The 16,453-nt window shown below is 53.7% G+C and carries 15 protein-coding genes and 1 riboswitch; of the genes, 14 read left to right on the forward strand and 1 reads right to left on the reverse strand.

Annotated features, from left to right (window positions below; all coding sequences use genetic code 11):
• The first annotated feature begins 105 nt into the window (after nt 1–105).
• From QZ305_RS05410 to QZ305_RS05455, 10 genes are all read left to right on the forward strand, one after another.
• A complete protein-coding gene (locus QZ305_RS05410; RefSeq protein WP_294730668.1) occupies nt 106–2,109 on the forward strand; it encodes an LTA synthase family protein in 2,004 nt (667 codons plus the stop codon).
• A gap of 80 nt (nt 2,110–2,189) precedes the next feature.
• Complete coding sequence (locus tag QZ305_RS05415; RefSeq protein WP_294730670.1) at nt 2,190–3,002, forward strand: hypothetical protein; 813 nt, start codon at nt 2,190–2,192, stop codon at nt 3,000–3,002.
• 341 nt (nt 3,003–3,343) lie between these two features.
• Nucleotides 3,344–4,033, forward strand: a complete 690-nt coding sequence (locus tag QZ305_RS05420; protein WP_294730671.1) for a LytTR family DNA-binding domain-containing protein — start codon at nt 3,344–3,346, stop codon at nt 4,031–4,033.
• A 126-nt stretch (nt 4,034–4,159) separates the two neighbouring features.
• Nucleotides 4,160–4,990 (forward strand): hypothetical protein, encoded by an 831-nt coding sequence (locus tag QZ305_RS05425; RefSeq protein ID WP_294730672.1) that lies wholly within the window; start codon nt 4,160–4,162, stop codon nt 4,988–4,990.
• Between the two features lie 56 nt (nt 4,991–5,046).
• Nucleotides 5,047–5,802, forward strand: a complete 756-nt coding sequence (locus QZ305_RS05430; RefSeq protein WP_294730674.1) for a DUF4234 domain-containing protein — start codon at nt 5,047–5,049, stop codon at nt 5,800–5,802.
• Nucleotides 5,795–6,178 (forward strand): DUF2752 domain-containing protein, encoded by a 384-nt coding sequence (locus QZ305_RS05435; protein ID WP_294730675.1) that lies wholly within the window; start codon nt 5,795–5,797, stop codon nt 6,176–6,178. The genes QZ305_RS05430 and QZ305_RS05435 overlap by 8 nt, the downstream gene beginning before the upstream one ends.
• Complete coding sequence (locus tag QZ305_RS05440; protein ID WP_294730734.1) at nt 6,178–6,834, forward strand: UDP-N-acetylglucosamine pyrophosphorylase; 657 nt, start codon at nt 6,178–6,180, stop codon at nt 6,832–6,834. Before QZ305_RS05435 ends, QZ305_RS05440 begins: the two co-directional genes overlap by 1 nt.
• 125 nt (nt 6,835–6,959) lie before the next feature.
• A riboswitch (Lysine riboswitch) is annotated at nt 6,960–7,127 on the forward strand.
• 71 nt (nt 7,128–7,198) lie between these two features.
• The gene (locus tag QZ305_RS05445; protein WP_294730676.1) at nt 7,199–8,035 is read left to right on the forward strand and encodes a transporter substrate-binding domain-containing protein; all 837 of its coding nucleotides are present in this window, start codon (nt 7,199–7,201) and stop codon (nt 8,033–8,035) included.
• Nucleotides 8,036–8,038: 3 nt separating this feature from the next.
• Nucleotides 8,039–8,758 (forward strand): amino acid ABC transporter permease, encoded by a 720-nt coding sequence (locus QZ305_RS05450; RefSeq protein ID WP_294730677.1) that lies wholly within the window; start codon nt 8,039–8,041, stop codon nt 8,756–8,758.
• Nucleotides 8,759–8,770: 12 nt separating this feature from the next.
• A complete protein-coding gene (locus QZ305_RS05455; RefSeq protein WP_294730678.1) occupies nt 8,771–9,511 on the forward strand; it encodes an amino acid ABC transporter ATP-binding protein in 741 nt (246 codons plus the stop codon).
• A gap of 87 nt (nt 9,512–9,598) precedes the next feature.
• On the opposite strand, the gene QZ305_RS05460 is transcribed toward QZ305_RS05455, so the two are convergent.
• On the reverse strand, nt 9,599–9,871 hold the full coding sequence (locus tag QZ305_RS05460; protein ID WP_294730679.1) for a type II toxin-antitoxin system HicB family antitoxin: 273 nt from the start codon (nt 9,869–9,871) through the stop codon (nt 9,599–9,601).
• A 189-nt stretch (nt 9,872–10,060) separates the two neighbouring features.
• Here QZ305_RS05460 and gpmI point away from each other — a divergent pair, with 189 nt between their 5' ends.
• From gpmI to QZ305_RS05480, 4 genes are all read left to right on the forward strand, one after another.
• A complete protein-coding gene (gene gpmI / locus QZ305_RS05465; protein WP_294730680.1) occupies nt 10,061–11,647 on the forward strand; it encodes a 2,3-bisphosphoglycerate-independent phosphoglycerate mutase in 1,587 nt (528 codons plus the stop codon).
• Nucleotides 11,648–11,883: 236 nt separating this feature from the next.
• Nucleotides 11,884–13,719, forward strand: a complete 1,836-nt coding sequence (locus QZ305_RS05470) for a hypothetical protein (RefSeq protein ID WP_294730681.1) — start codon at nt 11,884–11,886, stop codon at nt 13,717–13,719.
• Between the two features lie 235 nt (nt 13,720–13,954).
• Nucleotides 13,955–15,529 (forward strand): Na/Pi cotransporter family protein, encoded by a 1,575-nt coding sequence (locus QZ305_RS05475; RefSeq protein ID WP_294730682.1) that lies wholly within the window; start codon nt 13,955–13,957, stop codon nt 15,527–15,529.
• Nucleotides 15,530–15,607: 78 nt separating this feature from the next.
• Nucleotides 15,608–16,372 (forward strand): HAD family hydrolase, encoded by a 765-nt coding sequence (locus QZ305_RS05480; RefSeq protein ID WP_294730683.1) that lies wholly within the window; start codon nt 15,608–15,610, stop codon nt 16,370–16,372.
• Nucleotides 16,373–16,453 lie beyond the last annotated feature (81 nt).

Consider the following 16,453-nt stretch of genomic DNA (forward strand, 5'->3'; position numbering starts at 1 on the left):
GCGCTATTTATGCGTGATAAGCCATTAACTGAGCTTGGTAGTCTATCAAGTAATAAATACCATTGACATGCTATCTCAAGGAAGACAAAGGCAAGGGGGGATTATATGTGGATTTTCATTCTGACAGTCAGCTGGATTCTGGCGATTCTGCTGAACATCATTTTTTATACACAATACTATTTCACCTCCCGGCTCTCGCTGGGAAGTTTTTCTCAGGTTCTGTATACGCTGCAGAATCCAATGGAAGGTTCAGAAAATACCTGGTCTGAAGCAGTGTCTGGTTTTTTCACCAGACAGTGGCCCTGGCTCATTCTTGCAACCCTCATCTATGCAGCCTTGATCTATATTTGGATTGCCTCCAGGAAGGAGAAATCCCTGTTCAAAGGGAAACTGCAGCTGGGAGTAAAAAAACTGAAAGCGGCTTTTCTTGGACTGCTGGCAGTGCTGGTAGCTCTGAATATTATCCAGGGTATCAAGCTCTACCAGATGTTTGGAATTGATGAATACAATGAGAGCCTGAATCAGACATCGGATCTGTACGAACGATTCTACGCGGATCCGCGGTCTACGAAAATTACATTTCCGGATAAGAAAAAAAATCTGGTTTATATCCTGTGTGAATCCATGGAGAGTACCTTTGCCGGCCAGGATGAAGGCGGCGGATTCAAGAAGAGCCTGATTCCGGAATTGTCAGAACTGGCGAAAGACAATACGGATTTCTCCGCTGATCCGGATGTTTTGAACGGGGGATTAACGCCCGGAAACACGGGCTGGACCATAGCCGGAATCGTGGCACAGTCCATGGGTGTGCCTCTGAATATTGGAAACGGGGATTTCAACCGGAATTTCGAGGATGAATCTCAGTTCCTGCCACACTTGACGGGTATGGGAGAAATACTTCAGGAGAATGGGTATTCTAACTATTTCATGTGCGGATCGGAAGCTGCTTTTGGCGGTCGGAAAAACTACTTCGAACAGCACGGGGACTATGAAATTTTCGATTACTTCACAGCCAAAAAAGACGGAATCATTGATCAGGATTATCGTGTCTGGTGGGGAATGGAAGACAACAAGCTCTATACCTACGCAAAGAAAGAGCTGACGGAGATTTCCAAAGCTGATCAGCCTTTCAATTTCACCATGCTGACGGTGGATACGCACTTTACGGATGGCTATAAGTGTCCCGACTGCCCGGATGAATTTGATACGCAGTATGAAAATGTCATTCACTGTTCTGATCACAAAGTAGCTGCATTTGTAAAATGGATTCAGCAGCAGGACTGGTACGAAGATACGACCATTGTGATAGCAGGCGATCACAAGAGTATGGATGGCATGGTCAACGAGAATATTCCGGAAGGCTATGAACGGAAAACCTTCTTTACCGTGATCAATGGACCGGAATACAAGCTGAATAGAACCAGACAGTTTGCGACACTGGATATTTATCCAACCATTATCGAAGCTCTGGGTGCAACCATCGACGGAGACCGGCTGGGGCTTGGCACAAGTCTGTATGCCAACAAAAATACTCTTGTGGAAGAAATGGGCTTTGAAGAGCTGAACAGGCAGATGAATGCAAAATCCGAGTTCTATGACACGGTTATCCTCAACGGTGATGAGTCCAAATTGCCGAAAGAAGAAGAGCCTGACAAAGAGGAAGAAGACGATACCAGCTATCAGACAAAGGAACCAGTAGGGATCACAGCGCAGGAATACGAACAGAACCGGGATAACTTCGCCAATCCGGACTATGTCTGGACACCGCCTGTGACCTATCCGGATTACTCCGATCCTGGCTACACCGAGCCGGTGGTGCCGGATCCTGGATATACACCGGATCAGCCGGGTGACAACACAGGCGGGAACACAACTCCCGAGACACCGCCCACCACTGGCGGCGACAATCCTCCGACCCCGGGAGGTGACAATACTGGTGGAAATACAGGCGGTGATAACACAGGTGGCACCACAACGCCGGAAACACCTCCCACAGGCGGTGATAACACAGGCGGTACCACCACACCGGAAGTTCCGCCCGTTACAGGCGGTGATTCAGGAACAGGCAGTGAAGGGACACAGACACAAAGTCAGTCAGAAGCTGCATAATCTGGAATGAGAGCTCCGGCTCTCATTTTCATTTGTTGCCAAATGCACCTATGTTACACTGATGCAAAGGGGTAATGAATGTGAACCGAAGAAAAATCAATTATAGAAATCTGGGCATCCTGGCAGCCGGCATCATCGTCATCATTCTGGTGATCTGTCTCATATTTTCACTGCTGTTCAGAGGATGCACGTCAAAAGCCGATGCATCCAAACCGGCTGAAGACAAAACCCAGCAGGATTCGTCCTCCACTTCCATTGTTACAGTGGGAGAAAAAGGAGAAGGATCCACCGAGGTCAATCTGGACAATCAGTGCGGGCAGGCCATTGTTTCTTTCAAAGTCCGCAGTTCGGACAGCGGAGAGTTTGGGGACAACCTGCTGGGGGATTCCCGGATCAAGAACAAGTCCACAGCCAAATGGTTTGCAGCTTCCGGGGATTCCACGATGAATGCAGAGGTGAAGCTGGCCAATTACATGAGTTTTGTTCTGCATGACATTCCGGTGTCCAGGTTCAATGGTCTGGTCACCATCAAGTACAAAGATGGTGTGGGATACCTGGAATACAAGCCGAAGGATTCGGAGAACACCATCAGCACGTACCAGGAAGAACTGAAATACAAGGATCAGACAGACAGCAGTACCACATCTGCTGCGGGTCAGCAGCCGGATGCACAGGATGGGACGCAGGCAGAAGGTGCCGCCAGCGATGATCAGACTGCCGGCACGGATGAAACGTACGTTGATCCGGGTCTGTATCAGGATGAAACCTATATCGATGACGGGACCTACGATCAGGGACAGTACACAGAGGATGACACCGGTGGTGACTATTCGGATAGCAGTGAGTATGGCTATGACGAGGTGTACACAGAAGAGGGTACCGAACAGTATTGACCGCAACCGGATCAGATTGATCCGGTTTTCTCTTTACAGAGACTCTCTGAAATTATGTAAGATATGTTTATCTTTTACGCTATTCTGGTATGATTGTCTCAGACACTCCGATTGGTAGGACCAGAGAAGGAGCGGCGCCTGTTGTCAAAATCAGATGAGTCGCAGGATATGAAACCAGACTGTTGTACTTTTTCGGTCTGCAGATGATCCGTGAAGAAGAAACTGTTACAGATATGTACCCGAATGCAGGAAAAACGCATCGAATTGTTCCGAGAATGATTCCAGTGTTCCTGCCTGCTGAAGCGATAGATGTTATAATTGACCTTAGAGAGATTTTGTTTATGGAGAGAATTGTAATTATTTCGGATGAGCCGGAGATCCGGAATCAGCTGACTGACAGAGTCCGCCGCATTCTGGGAGACGGATTGCAGATCAGACAGCAGACAGGCAGAGATGCATCGTCGCAATGCAAGGATGCTGACCTGGTTTTCATACACACACGGATGTCCCGGGCTTCCTCTCTGGAGGTGGCACGCCGTATGAAAAAAGCCAATCCGGCAGCCCTCCTGATCTTTTTTTCCGAGAATCAGGAGGATGTGGATTTTATTCTCGGTTCGGATTTTGACAGTTTTCTCTGGCTGCGTGATCCGGTGGACCGGCTGCCGGCTATGCTGCAGACCTTTGAAGCCCGGTTTGCTGCAAATCTGGAGCATTTTGTCCGGATCAAACGGCGGAACAGGCGCCAGCTTCTGCCTAAAAGCAGCATTCTGTATGTGGAGCGGGATTACCGGAAAATCATTTTCCACATGGATGATGGAGAACTGATTTCCATTTACTCCACACTGGATGAAGTGCTGCAGGAACTGGATGATTCCTGGCTTCGGATCCACAACAGTTACGTAGTGCAGGAAGCAGCCATCCGGGAACTTCACCGGGATTTCCTGAAGCTGAAGGACGGCTCCCTGATTCCGGTCAGCCGCACCTATGCCGCACAGGCGAAACAGAGAATCATACCGGCGGCAAAAGCCTGAGAACAGAACGGATATCATTGCGGGTACTGAAAACGGTTCCCGCTTTTTCATGGTCAGCCGTCTTGTGAAAGAATTTTCAGAAACAACATGCTATACTGGATACCATGATGACAGGAGAATGAAACCATGACAGTATCCAGGTCTTTTGAATATACAGCTGGCAACACGACGGGCCAGGCCACCGTACAGCCCTGGCAGGAGGGGAAGATCCTTTGTGCAGCGGATGATGCCCGGGCAGCTGCCCGGATCACCAGCCTTCTGGAACACAGCCTTGCGAACTGTGCATTTGCTGTGGAACCGGACTGTTCCAACGCTGCAGCAATCTACTGCCGGCAGGAAGAACTTTTCATGCTGGCCAGTCCGGCGGGGCAGTGTATTGTGGTCTACGAGGACGGTCTGATCGACCGTGCAGTGGATGGCAGCGACAAAGAAGTGATTCACAATGTGCCCTCTGCCACGGTTACGGTCCCGAAAGCCGTGGTCATGGCTGTGCCCTGCGGAAATGATCTGTCGGATTCGGATATCCGCCAGCTGATTTATGCGCTGGCCAGTGGCGAACAAGCTGCAGCTTCCCTGACCTGCGCCGGTCTGTATGATCCCGAACTGCTGCCGGAACTGGTCAAGCGGCTGAAATGGCGGGATGCCCTGGCAGCACGCAAACCCGGGGCAGAGCAGGAAGTGGCCAGACTGGAATATCAGGTCAGCCGGAATACCGCGCAGAAAGAACGACTGGACGCCCGGAAGCGTTCGATCCAGAACCAGCTGCTGGAACTGGACCGGCAGCGGGATGAACTGGAGGAGAAGCGGGAAGAACTGTATCGGCAGCTGGAACAGCTCTCCGGCGGCTATTCCAGACTGGTCAGCGAAGAAAAAAAGGCAGAGACGCAGCTGCGGGAAACCATCCAGAACCTGGTCAGGGAACAGATGGCGGCGAACCACGATTTGCGAAAGTCCTGATGAACAGACTATAATCAGTCTGATACCTGCAGTGGCAGGACAAAGGAATTGATGATATGAAATGCAAAGTATGCGGTAAAGAAAACGAAGCCGGCGCAACAGTGTGTGCCGACTGCGGATCTCCTCTGGAAGAAGAAATCATTGAAGAAACGACGGTGGAAACACCGGATTCTTCCTGGTATTACGTCAGCAGCGGTCAGAGTGTGGGACCCTATACAGAAGCTGAAATGCAGGGTTTCCTGGCCAGCCGCACCATCAACCGGAACACGTATGTCTGGAAAAACGGCATGCCCGACTGGAAACGGCTGGAGGATACGGAACTGGCGGTGTATCTGCAGCCTGAGTCTTCCTATACACAGGCTCAGTCCTCCACCTCGGGTCAGTATTCGGCAGGCGGAAATACGTACAACACCTATAATACATACAACAACTACGGCGGAGGTCTTGTCCCCCGGTCCGTGAAAGAGAGGGGACTGCTCACCAGTGTGCTGCTGTCCTTTGTCACCTGCAGCATCTATCAGTGGTACTGGATTTACTCCATGGCCAAGGATGTCAATGATCTGGCGGCAGCACAGGACAAGCCCCGGGGGTGCGATCCCATGGTGGCGCTGCTCATGAGCATTATTTCCTGCGGACTGTACTCCATCTACTTCTTCTGGAAGGAAGGACGTGTCCTGGCTTCTCTGGACTACCCCAACTACAAACCTTCCAACGATACAACGGTCATGGCGCTTCTGGCTGTGTTCACACCGCTGATTTCCAGCGTGATCCTGCAAAGCGACATCAACGACATCGTCCGCTACGGTGAATAAGCGCCTGGCGCAAACCGCAGGGCTGTGCATTGCCGCAGTCCTGTTTCTGCTTTTCTTCGGCTGGATCTGTCCGTTTCAGCTGCTGACCGGACTTCCATGCCCTGGCTGCAATATGACCACAGGGCTGTACTGGCTGCTGAAAGGAGATCTGTCCAGAAGTTTCTGGTATCACCCCATGGTGCTGCCCACTCTGCTGGCAGCCGGACTCGCCATCGGGTTCCGCCGGAAACCGGTCATTCTCAAAGGCATATTCGCTGTCTGGATCATTCTCATGCTGTCCTGCTATGTCTGGCGCATGCTGACTGTATTTCCGGACGCGCCTATGCAGCCGGAAAGCGGCCTGTTCTCTCTGCTTGCTGAATGGAGACCAATATGATTTACAAAACCAAAGATCTGTACTCGCTGGACCATACCCTAGCTGGTGAATATCTGCGCCAGTTTGACTATCCCTGGGAAGCGCTGGCCGGCATCAAAGCCTATATTCAGACCCTGGGTCCGAAACTGGAGGGATACAAAGAAGTCAGCCCGCAGGTGTGGGTGCATGAAACGGCTGTGATCGCTCCCACGGCTTTCCTGGGCGCTCCCTGCATCATTGGACCGGAAACCGAGGTCCGGCACTGTGCATTCATCCGCGGCAGTGCGCTGGTGGGTGCCAACTGTGTGGTGGGCAACAGTGTCGAGCTCAAGAACGTGATCCTGTTCGACAATGTGCAGACGCCGCATTACAACTATGTGGGGGATTCGATTCTGGGCTACAAGTCGCATATGGGTGCCGGGTCCATTACCTCCAATGTGAAATCCGACAAAACGGATGTGGTGGTCAAATCCGGGAAGGAAAAACTGGAGACCGGTCTGCGGAAAATGGGCGCGGTGCTGGGAGATCACGTGGAGGTTGGATGCAACTCGGTGCTCAATCCCGGCACGGTGATCGGGCCCAATTCCAATGTGTATCCTGTTTCCTGTGTCCGGGGCGTGATTCCTGCGGACTCTGTGTACAAGGACAAAGATCACATCGTGGCGAAAAAGAGCTGAACCCGGCAGTTTTCCGGGCAGGACAGGCAAAAGGCGGTGTGAATCGCGTCATGGTCCGGCAGAAAACCGCCTGCAGGATTGACATTACGCGCTGCCCGTCTACAATGAAGATATTAAGTGAATCGGATGAAGATAAAGGCAGCGGTGCAGATGAGTACCTTTTGGAGCCGGCAGGCCAGGAAGAAGGGGAAAGGCAATCATCGCCGAACGGGTGCCTCCGGCAGGACACATCCGTGGGACGGCAGGAAACACCTGTCGGACTCCTTCAGGTATGAAGAGGCGTTATCAGAATGAACCATTGGCGGTCATGCAGGATTACGCATGACCGCTTTCTTTATTCCGGTTTGGAAAGAGGAGAAGAAACATGAAAAAAGCACTTATCGCAGCGGGCGTGACTGCTCTGCTTCTGGCCGGATGCGGCAGCACTGGTGATTCAGGTACAGCCGATTCCGGAAAAGACACATTCACTGTGGGCATGGAATGCGGCTATGCACCTTTCAACTGGCAGACAAGTTCTGAAACAGATACCTCTGTGGCCCTGGATCAGGCAGGTGCCGGCTATTGCGACGGATATGATGTCATGATGTCCAAAGCCATTGCCGACAACCTGGGCAAGGATGTGGTCATCAAGAAGATTTCCTGGGATGGTCTGCAGCCAGCGCTGGAATCCGGCGAAATCGATGCAATCATTGCAGGCATGACTGCCAGTGAAGAGCGTGAAGAAGGCATCGACTTCACCACACCGTACTATGAATCCGAGGGTATGGTCATGATCGTCAAGAAAGATTCCGACCAGGCAGGATATACAGACATCCAGCAGTTCTCCGGACAGCCGGTCATTGGCCAGAAAAACACCAACTACGATACAGTCATTGACCAGATCGAGGGCGTGGAACATGTCACACCGAAAGCAACGTATCCGGAACTGGTGGTTGCCCTGCAGAATGGCGATGCTGTGGGCATTACAGCAGAAATGCCGGTAGCGGAAGGCATCGTGGCTGCCAACCCGGATCTGACCATCGTGAAATTTGAAGACGGCAAGGGATTCGAAGTGGATACCACAGTGTCCATTGGTCTGAAGAACAACACCCGGGATTCTCAGGAGTTCAAGGATGTGCAGGCGGCGCTGGACAAGATTTCCGCAGACACCCGGAATGAATACATGAAGAACGCGGTGGAAAACGCACCGGCCGGGGAATAATCAATGAGTCTTGATTTCTCTTATGCCTGGAAGACGCTGACGGATTCCTGGCCCATGTACTGGTACGGCATCAAGATCACGGTGCTGCTGGCCATTGTGGGTACGGTGTTCGGTCTGCTGATCGGCCTGGTGGTGGGAGCGATCCGGGGAATTCCGGAAGATCCCCTGGATACACCCTTCAAGCGGGGGCTGAAAAAAGCCGGTCAGGCGGTTTCCTGGTTTTACATCTGGATTTTTCGCGGCACGCCCATGATGGTGCAGGCGGTGTTCTTCTATTATCTTCTGCGGTCCGTGCTGCACTGGACACCGCTGACAGCGGGCATGATCATCATTTCGGTCAACACAGGTGCCTACATGTCGGAAATCATCCGGTCCGGGATTCAGTCCGTGGACCGGGGGCAGATCGAAGCGGCGAAGTCCATCGGCATGACGAACTTCCAGACGATGATTCACGTGATCTTCCCCCAGGCGCTGAAAAACACCCTGCCGTCCATTGGCAACCAGCTGATTGTCAACATCAAGGACTCCTGCATGCTGAATGCAATTGGTGTTACGGAGCTGTATTTCCAGGCGACTTCCATTGCCGGCAGCACGATGCGCTATATAGAGGTGTACTTTGTGACCGCGCTGATTTATCTGACACTGACCACACTGGCCACGCTGCTGCTGGACTGGATCGAGAAGAGATTCTCCGGTGTGAAGTCCTACAAGGAATTCGCGTAGAGAGGTGCATGCATGGCTGAAAAAATCATAGACATCAAGCATCTGCAAAAGCACTTCGGCGATTTGCAGGTTCTCAATGATGTGGATTTCAATGTGGACAAAGGCGAAGTGGTGACGATTATCGGATCTTCGGGTTCGGGCAAGAGCACACTGCTGCGCTGTGTGAATCTGCTGGAGATTCCTGATGGCGGAGAGATCGTGTTTGAAGGACAGAACATCCGGAGCCTGGGCAGCAAAGTCAGCAAGTATCGGGCGAAGGTCTCCATGGTGTTCCAGAGCTTCAATCTTTTCAACAACATGAATGTGCTGGACAACTGCACGGTGGGACAGATCAAGGTGCTGGGACGGGATAAAAAGACGGCTCAGGAAAAAGCGATGAAGCACCTGAAGCAGGTGGGGATGGCTGAATTCGCCAATGCGGATTCCACCCGGCTGTCCGGTGGTCAGAAGCAGCGTGTGGCGATTGCCAGAGCGCTGTGCATGGATCCGGAAGTGCTGCTGTTTGATGAACCGACCAGTGCACTGGATCCGGAGATGGTGGGCGATGTCCTGGATGTCATGAAGGATCTGGCAAGTCAGGGCCTGACCATGGTCATCGTGACGCATGAAATGCAGTTTGCCAGGGAGGTCAGCGACAGGGTGATCTTCATGGACAAAGGCGTCATTGCGGAGCAGGGAACGCCGGAGGAGATTTTCGGCAATCCCCGGCAGGAACGGACAAAGCAGTTCCTGTCCCGGTATTCCAACCGGTAGGGCACAGCCACTGAAACAGCAAAAAACGGAGCAAACCGCTCCGTTTTTTGCGTTTCAGACGCTGTCTGCCTCCAGATTCTGCAGCTTTCAGGCCTGAACGGAGATTTCCTCCATGTTTCCGGCTGCATAGGGCAGGGAATACTGCCGGATCACATCCTGTGCACTGATGTCAGCGGATGCCTTTGGCAGGGGAACTCCCTGCTCTTTCTGTGCGTACAGAAATGCCTGCATATCCTCACGGCAGGCTTCCAGGAGCCCTTCCATTGTCGCTGCAGAAACAGTCAGTCCATCCAGATCAGGGAATACCGCCGTCCAGCCATCTCCGGTTTCAAAGACCGCTGCGGGATATTGATACGTCATAGGTCATGCCTCCTTTTCCTCTATGGTAAATCCGGAAACTCCGGACAGGGGCAGGGATGACCTGCCGGAGCCTGACCCGCCGGCCAGGGCCATGGATTTGCAGGCGTTTGCAAAAGCCGCTGCCGGTTTAATGAAGCGGACACCTGCGGTATAATAGGTAGGTACAATTCAACAGGAGGAATTATTCTAATGGAAAAAAGACCTGTCATTCTGGTCGTGATGGACGGTATTGGTCTGTCTGACAAAACCCTGGGCAACGCTGTCAAGATGGCGTACAAACCCACTCTGGACATGCTGTGGGAAACCTGCCCCCACACGGAACTGCGCGCTCATGGTCTGGCTGTCGGACTCCCCACAGATGGAGATATGGGCAACTCCGAAGTTGGTCACAACGCCATCGGCTGCGGTCAGATTTATTCTCAGGGTGCCAAGCTGGTCAACGAGAACATCGAATCCGGTGAACTGTTCCAGTCCAAGACCTGGAAGGAACTGGTGGAAGGCGCCAAAGACGGACATGCCATGCACTTCATCGGCCTGCTTTCCGACGGCAATGTGCACTCCCACATCAAACATCTGGAAGCTCTGATCAAGGAAGCCAAGGCAGAAGGCGTAAACAAAGTCCGTGTCCACATCCTGCTGGACGGCCGTGATGTGCCGGAAACCAGTGCCCTGACCTATGTGGACGAAATCGAGAACTTCATGAAGGACCTCAACGATGACACCTTCGATGCCCGCATCGCTTCCGGCGGCGGCCGCATGCAGATCACCATGGACCGCTACGAAGCCAACTGGCCTATGGTGGAAGAAGGCTGGAACATTCACGTTCACGGCAAAGGCCGTCAGTTTGCCAGTGCCACAGAAGCCATCGAGACCTATCGGAATGAAACCGGTGTGGTGGATCAGGATCTGCCGGGATTTGTCATTGCCGAAAACGGGCAGCCTGTCGGCCTGATCGAAGACGGTGACTCTGTCATTCTGTTCAACTTCCGCGGCGACCGTGCTCAGGAAATCTGCAAGGCTTTCGACGAAGGCGATGAATTCGACAAATTTGACCGGGGTGCAAAGCCGGATGTGAACTTTGCCGGCATGCTGCAGTACGATGCAGATCTGAACATCCCGAAGCGGTACCTGACAGAACCTCCGAAAATCAAGTACACGCTGACAGAACAGCTGGTCAGGGAGGGCATCAACGAATATGCCATTTCCGAGACGCAGAAATACGGCCACGTCACCTATTTCTGGAACGGCAACCGCTCCGAGAAATTCAGCGATGAGCTGGAAACCTACGTCCAGGTGGACAGCGATGTGATTCCCTTCGAACAGCGTCCCTGGATGAAGTCCGCCGAGATCACCGACAAGCTGATTGAAGCCATTGAAAGCGGCAAGTACCAGTTCCTGCGCACGAACTACCCCAACGGTGACATGGTTGGCCACACCGGCAATCTGGAAGCCACGATCATTGGTGTAGAGGCTGTGGACCTGGCTCTGGGCCGCGTCCTGAAGGCTGTGGAAAAAGTCAACGGCATTCTGCTGGTGACTGCCGATCACGGCAACGCCGACGAAATGTATGACAAGCCCAAGGAAGGCGAGAAGGTGCACAAGGCAAAGACAAGCCACACCCTGAACAAAGTGCCTTTCATTGTCTATGGTGCGGATGTGAAGCTGAAGCACGATGATGACATGGGGCTGTCGGATATCGCCGCCACGGTTTGCCAGCTGCTGGGTGTTGAACCCAATGAACACTGGCGTCCGTCCATTATCGAAGAAGAGAAGTAAATCTGATTCCCCAGGGGAGACAGCTGACAGCAGGCTGTCTCCCTTTTGCTTCTCTTCCGGGCTGCCGCTTCCGTTCTGCCGGATCAGGGACAACGACATGCGGAATGAAACATTTCATATGTTAAATTACAAAAATAAGTTATGTAAGATTTCTGTAATGTTACTGTGGGTTCTGCATCCAGATGCATCTGCAGCCTGAATGGCTGCAGGGCACAAGGCAGGACAAGGAGAAGCAAATGAATCGGGAAACAGTGAAATACAGGGCGGCAGCAGGATTCGCTGCGGCCATTATGACAATGTCCTCGATTTCCCAGCCGGTTGTGGCAATGGGGATCCAGGAGACAGAGCCTGTGCTGACAGAAAACAGTCCGGAAGAATCTGTTCGGACAGAGCAGACTGATACGGTCGCATCCCCGGATATGACAGAAACCGGCAGTGACGAAATGATGGAAGAGGGCGTTTCAGGCGATATCGGGCACCAGCAGCTGATTCCGGAGACGCAGCAGGAAGAACCTGCCGCGGATGTTCAGGAAGCAGCAGCGGATGATTCAGAAGAAGAGCCGGCACAGTCTGAGGTTGCTTTCATGGACGGACGGGGATTCGAGTCCGTGCAGGCGGCTGTGGACTCCCTCGGAGAAACGGGAACGGGTACCATCGAACTCCGTGAAAACCATGATCTGCCGGTGACAGTCCGTGCGGTTCAGAATGTGACCATCCGGGTGAATGCCGGAGTGACCTGGACCAACAGTCAGGCAGCAGGCGGCGGCTGGGGCAACTCCGTGATTGTCAACAATGGAACACTGACGCTGGAAAACGAAGGCACCATTGCAGCTTCTGCTCAGCGAGGGTCTTCTTTTGCGGTGTACAACCAGACGCAGGGCGTCATGTCCATCAGCAAAGGCGTGTTTACCAGCTACAATGGTGACTACATTGTGATGAATCAGAATGAAATGACCATCACAGGATCCAGGTTCGACAAAACCACTGGAGCGTCGCCTTCGATGATCCTCAACGGCTGGAGAAACAACGGAGAGATCCCGGCTGGTCATGCCGGGGCACATCTGACCGTTAAGGAGATCACCATGACCTCCACTGTCAAAGGCGCCATTGGGATCAAGAACGATGACCACGGGTATCTCAACGTGGAGAGTGCCAATATTAATACGACATTCAACATCCAGAACAACAACGAAGCAGTGATCCACGGTGGTACTTTCACTTCCCAGTCCGGTGGCTGTGCCATTTATAACTATGCAGCAGCAGGAATCCAGTTCAATACCGGAAAACTGACGGTTCTGGGAGGCGATTTCTTTGCGACAGAGGGATCCCAGCAGATCATCCGGAAAGCCGGAACCGGAGATGGCGCTATTCAGATTGCCGGAGGCACCTACTGGGCAGATCAGGAATCTGTCCGGGATAATGTGGTTGCAGACCATGAGCTGCGGGAAATGCCAGAGCTGGCAGGCAGATATCATGTGGTGCGTCCTGTGGTGACAGTGGATGTCAAGGCAGACAAGGATGCGCTGGAGGAAGGGGAAACCCTTTCTGTGCTGGCGCTGGTTGGACCGGAGGAAGCCACGTACCGTCAGGCCACCTGGCGGATTGTAAAGGAGTCTCTGACCCGGGACGGAGTAGAAACCACCCAGGGCGAAGCCACGCTGACGGAAGGATCTCATGTGCTGAATCATGAGGCGGCTCTGACCGGCGTCAAGGCAGGGACGGTGATCGTGGAAGTCCAGGCGGATGGTATCACAGCCCGCAGGACCTTCCAGGTGCTGGAAGCCGGCGAAAAACCGGGAGAAGACAGCAAGCCGGAGACCCCGGAGAAACCGGGAGAAGACAAACCGGAAACCCCGGAAACGCTCGGTGACAGATCGCAGAAGCCGGACAGCAAGCCGGATCAGGACCAGAGTGCGTCCGATTCATCCAGGCCTGAAGAAAAGCCCGCTGCCAGACCTTCACAGGTTCACACAGCTGTGGCTGCAGCCCCGGGACTGTTTGCGGGCATCATGACGGTGACAGCCGGAATCCTGGCCTGTGCCGGCAGAAAAGGAAAAAAGAACAGGGGATAAACCAGTCCAGCCCCGCACAAGCCGGATTCCGCACAAAGGATCCGGCTTTTTTACTGTGGCTGCTGCCGGGATCTGTACGGGAGATGAATGGATGAAACCGCCTTCATGACAAGATCCACAGGACCGGTGCCTGTCAGTCTCACAATTTACAGAGACCTTACAATGACCGTTCCCGGTCTTTTCTATACTGGAGTCAAAACCAGACAGGAAAGTGTCTGAGGAAAGGAAAACAATCATGGAATTCGTAAAATCCATTCTGGCGTTTGCCGGGGGACTGGGAATGTTCATATACGGAATGCATCTGCTGGCTGAAGGACTGCAGCAGGCTGCTGGCAGCCGGGCCCGGAAGCTCATGGCGTTTCTTACCGGAAACCGGTTTGCGGCGGTTCTGACCGGAGCAGCGGTCACGGCGCTGATCCAGTCTTCCAGTGCCGCCACAGTCATGGTGGTGGGGTTTGTGAATGCCTCGGTGATGACGCTGCAGCAGGCAGTGGGTGTGATCATGGGAGCCAACATTGGTACGACAATGACCGGATGGATCGTCTCCATGGGAGAGTGGAGCGCGTTTCTGAAACCGGCCACCATTGCGCCGGCATTCCTGTTTGCCGGTGTGGTGTGTCTCATGGCGGCAAAAAAAGAGAAGCTGAAGCACACTGCCCACATTCTGATTGGCTTTGGCATTCTGTTCATGGGACTCGATGCCATGTCCGGCTCCATTGCCCCCTATACCGATGAGCCGATCTTCGCACAGGCATTCCAGGTGCTGGGCAGCAACCCGGTATATGGTCTGCTCACCGGTGCAGTGGTCACTGCCATCATTCAGTCTTCCTCTGCCTCCATGGGCATTCTGCAGACTCTGGCCATGGCGGGTGTGGTGAACTGGGGGGCTGCCGCGTTCATAGCCCTGGGCCAGAACATCGGCACCTGCGCCACAGCGCTGCTCTCCTGTCTGGGTACAGACCGCAACGCAAAACGGGCTGCGGTGATTCACCTGCTGTTCAATGTCATCGGGTCGGTGGTGATCGGGGCGGTGATCTGGATCTTCTTCCTGTTCAACCCGGCTCTGGCCATGGCCAACGTCACCGGGACTCAGCTGGCGGTGTTCCACACAGCGTTCAACATCGTGTGCACTATCATGCTGTTTCCCTTCGCCAGCTGGCTTGTCACGCTGTCCGGGCGGCTGGTTCCGGAAAAAGGCGTTTCCGGCCACAAGTCTCTGGCGCAGCTGGATCCCCGCATGGCGCAGGCACCGGCGCTGGCACTGGAAGCCATTGAATCCCAGATCAATGTGATGAGCAAAATCGCCCAGGAGGCGGTGAAAGCCTCCGCGGTTTCCACCGGAGAGGATCTGGAAGCCCGGCGGGATTCTGTCATGCAGCTCCGGGATGAAATCGCCGGCGCGCTGCAGGCACTTGATCCGGCGGTGATGAGCCAGGAACAGCTGCTGCGCAGCGAGCAGGATCTGATGTCCCTGACCGACATTGCCCGGATCATGGAACTCAGTCTGCAGGTTGCGGGGATCCGGGACCAGAACCCGTCGGACTGCCTGTGCTGCCAGGAAGGTCTGGAAAAACTGGCCCGCAGTGCCGCCCGGACTTTGAAGCTCGCCCGGCATGAGCGGGTGGAAGAAGCCCGGGAACAGGAAGACGCGGTGGATGCCCTGGAAAAGGAACTGCGGCAGCGTGTGCTGCAGCAGCTGGATGGCGGAACCATGAAGGCAGCCCATGCGGTGGCCTGTCTGGACTGCATCCGGCGGTATGAACGGATTTCCGACCATGCGGAGATGCTTGCCCGGAACCTGGCAGGCTAAACGCAGCTGTCATTTGCGAAGCCGGCTTTTGCCGGTTTTTTTTCATGATCTGACGGAAATGAACGGTATAATGAACCCATGACCATCAATTACAGGCAACAGGAAAACGAAACAGCTGGTCAGACGCTTGATCTGACCGGTGTGGATACACTGCTTTTTGATCTGGACGGGACGCTGCTGCCCATGGATGAAGAAGCATTCACCAGGCTGTATCTGGGTTCGCTGTCCGCAGCGTTCCAGGATTGGTATGATCCCCGGCTGATGCAGAAAACGCTCTGGGAATCCGTGGGGCTGATGACTGCCAATCAGGGGGAGAGCACCAATGAAACCCTGCTCTGGACGCTGATGGAATCCCGGTTTCCGGGGATTTCATCCCGGAAAGCGGAATTCGATGCGTATTACCGGACAACCTTTGACGAGGCAAAGCCCGCCTGTCCCGCACGGGCGGGAACCGGTGAGTTTCTGGAAAAGCTGAAACAGGCGGGATACCGGCTGATTCTGGCCACCAATCCCATTTTCCCGGAGAGCGCCGTCAGACAGCGACTGCGCTGGGCAGGAGTGGATGCCGGTCTGTTCACGGATATCACCACCTGTGAAAACTGTGCCAGATGCAAGCCGGACCCGGCTTACTACCGGGAAATCCTGAACCGGAACGGCCTGAATCCTGCACAGTGTGTGATGATCGGCAATGACACCACGGAGGACATGGCTGCCGGATCTCTGGGCATGCAGACTTTTCTGCTGACAGACTGTCTGCTGAACCGGAAGGATCTGGACACGAACCAGTGGCCTCACGGTGATTTCACCGCTTTGATGGAAGCCTTCGGCTGTCATTGCGCATAGGCTGTACCGCTGGCCGCTGAACGGAAAACGCCATGGAGCCGCTGCCTGAAGGCAGGATCCATGGCGTTTTTCATGTCGCTA

The sequence above is a fragment of the uncultured Faecalibaculum sp. genome (assembly GCF_910588395.1).
GTDB lineage: Bacteria > Bacillota_I > Bacilli_A > Erysipelotrichales > Erysipelotrichaceae > Faecalibaculum.

What these genes read in the sequence shown, in the direction of transcription:
- QZ305_RS05410 (WP_294730668.1), top strand. Translation starts at nt 106, where the DNA reads ATGTGGATTTTCATTCTGACAGTCAGCTGGATTCTGGCGATTCTGCTG.
- QZ305_RS05420 (WP_294730671.1), top strand. Translation starts at nt 3,344, where the DNA reads ATGGAGAGAATTGTAATTATTTCGGATGAGCCGGAGATCCGGAATCAG.
- QZ305_RS05425 (WP_294730672.1), top strand. Translation starts at nt 4,160, where the DNA reads ATGACAGTATCCAGGTCTTTTGAATATACAGCTGGCAACACGACGGGC.
- QZ305_RS05430 (WP_294730674.1), top strand. Translation starts at nt 5,047, where the DNA reads ATGAAATGCAAAGTATGCGGTAAAGAAAACGAAGCCGGCGCAACAGTG.
- QZ305_RS05445 (WP_294730676.1), top strand. Translation starts at nt 7,199, where the DNA reads ATGAAAAAAGCACTTATCGCAGCGGGCGTGACTGCTCTGCTTCTGGCC.
- QZ305_RS05450 (WP_294730677.1), top strand. Translation starts at nt 8,039, where the DNA reads ATGAGTCTTGATTTCTCTTATGCCTGGAAGACGCTGACGGATTCCTGG.
- QZ305_RS05455 (WP_294730678.1), top strand. Translation starts at nt 8,771, where the DNA reads ATGGCTGAAAAAATCATAGACATCAAGCATCTGCAAAAGCACTTCGGC.
- QZ305_RS05460 (WP_294730679.1), bottom strand. Translation starts at nt 9,871, where the DNA reads ATGACGTATCAATATCCCGCAGCGGTCTTTGAAACCGGAGATGGCTGG.
- gpmI (WP_294730680.1), top strand. Translation starts at nt 10,061, where the DNA reads ATGGAAAAAAGACCTGTCATTCTGGTCGTGATGGACGGTATTGGTCTG.
- QZ305_RS05470 (WP_294730681.1), top strand. Translation starts at nt 11,884, where the DNA reads ATGAATCGGGAAACAGTGAAATACAGGGCGGCAGCAGGATTCGCTGCG.
- QZ305_RS05475 (WP_294730682.1), top strand. Translation starts at nt 13,955, where the DNA reads ATGGAATTCGTAAAATCCATTCTGGCGTTTGCCGGGGGACTGGGAATG.
- QZ305_RS05480 (WP_294730683.1), top strand. Translation starts at nt 15,608, where the DNA reads ATGACCATCAATTACAGGCAACAGGAAAACGAAACAGCTGGTCAGACG.